The organism is Bradyrhizobium sp. Kon69 (genome assembly GCF_055807515.1).
Genome location: NZ_JBVVOS010000148.1, coordinates 1 through 380, shown reverse-complemented (window position 1 = coordinate 380; position 380 = coordinate 1). Strand labels below are relative to the sequence as shown.

Below are 380 nucleotides of genomic sequence, written 5' to 3'. Positions count from 1 at the left end.
CAGGGTTGTCGTTGTTCACCGACCTGATCTCCTTCGCCGCTCCCATCGGTAAATACATCGGCGGTTCGGGACGCTTACTTGCACAGGCCGGAAAAATCAGTTTTCAGGCAGCGTTGCCGAGGTTCGCAACACTCACCAAAACGTTTGTGCTGGGCGCTCTTAAAGAGTTAAACCCGCTGGAAGCTGTGCCAGCTCTGCTCAAGCTCGGCGGCTTAAGTCTATTGCGGCTCAGCGTTGCCACCATGCGCCAGGTGGACGCTGGCCTGGAGCTGTTCAGGAAAGCGCTTAACAAACCAACCCTTGTACCCACTGGCCGGACGCTAGGATCGGTAGACCCACAAATCTGGAAACCCCTTCAAACGCAGGACAGTCTGTTTACC

The 380-nt window shown here is 55.8% G+C and carries 1 protein-coding gene; it reads left to right on the top strand.

Going from position 1 to position 380, the window contains the following annotated elements; all coding sequences use genetic code 11:
• Positions 1-11 precede the first annotated feature (11 nt).
• A partial coding sequence (locus tag AC0L3U_RS38620) for a hypothetical protein (RefSeq protein WP_473364993.1) occupies positions 12-380 on the top strand: 369 nt, incomplete at its 3' end.